Origin of the sequence: Brenneria sp. g21c3 (assembly GCF_040240345.1) — a bacterium.
Classification (GTDB): Bacteria; Pseudomonadota; Gammaproteobacteria; order Enterobacterales; family Enterobacteriaceae; genus Brenneria.
Window position 1 is genome coordinate 1 of the sequence record NZ_JBEIAB010000047.1, and the last position, 1115, is coordinate 1115.

General features: G+C 66.8%; 1 protein-coding gene. It reads left to right on the forward strand.

Annotation, left to right across the window (positions count from 1 at the left end):
* On the forward strand, positions 1–1110 hold a 1110-nt coding region (locus ABRZ28_RS24225), incomplete at its 5' end, for a T6SS phospholipase effector Tle1-like catalytic domain-containing protein (RefSeq protein WP_442878749.1).
* Positions 1111–1115: the final 5 nt, after the last annotated feature.

The window sequence follows — 1115 nt, forward strand, 5'->3', positions numbered from 1 at the left end:
ATCCACCGCTTTAACGCCTGGCGCGAGGCGACGCTGGGACTGTCCCCATCGGCGCAGCCGGCCGGGGAGGAGAGCGATAACGGCCATTACCAGCCCGGCCGGGCCGGGCTGGCGCTGGAGGCGCTGATAGCAAACCAGATGGCCTGGCTGACCGCCTGGCGGATAGACCGTTATGCCAGAGGGTCGGCGCTGAACTGCGCGTTTTACCGGGCGGCCACCGATAGCCACGCCAACGCCGGCAGCCGGAAGGCGGCGGAAGCGGCGCGCGATGAAAGGCAGAAAAGCGCGGAGCGGGCGCGGCTCGACCTTATCGCCGACTACCCGAACCCGCGAGACCGGCCGCCGTTGCCGCCGGGTCCGAAAGACTTTGACCCGGATTTGGCGCAGACCCAGTTGCGCCAGGCGATGGAAGAGTTCGGCAATGACTACCGCAGCGAGTTCCGGCTGCACACCAGCGTCACGCAACTGGTGCTGGATACCCTGCCGCGCCACGCCATCTATCTGCTGAATCTGGAGGATGAGGCGCAGGAGTTCGACGACATGAAAAAGGCCGGAGATGGCCTGACGGCGCGCCTGTTTCCGCCGCAGGGGGAAGCGAGCAATGCGCAGACGCCGGTCGGGCTGCTGCGCGCCCTGTTCGACGACCAGGTGCATGATTCACGGGCGTGGTTTATGCACTCGACCTTTGGCAGCCGGGAGCCGTGGGGCGGGTATTTTCGTTACCGGATGATTTACTTCGCCGATGACACCAACAAGTCGGTATCGCCGCTGACGGTGGCGGGGGACGTGATAGGCGCGGCGACGGTGGTGAGCGGCGTGGTGTTTACCCTGCGGCGCAAGAAGCTGGGCGATAAACTGCTGGGGATAGCGGGGACGGCGGGGGCGCTGAAGCTGGAGGCGATAGCGGGAGACATTCTGAGCGGCAAGGCGTTGCCGATGCGGCCGGAGGCGGACGAACTGCGGGCATTTACCCGGGAACCGGGGACGGTTATCCGCGGGCAGCAGAAAGTGGCGCAGGAGAAACGGCTGGCCTACGCGCAGGAAAGGGCGGCGGCGGTGTGGGCGGCGCACGGCATTGCGCCGCTGGTACGCAATCCGCGGCAGGGCTGACGGCC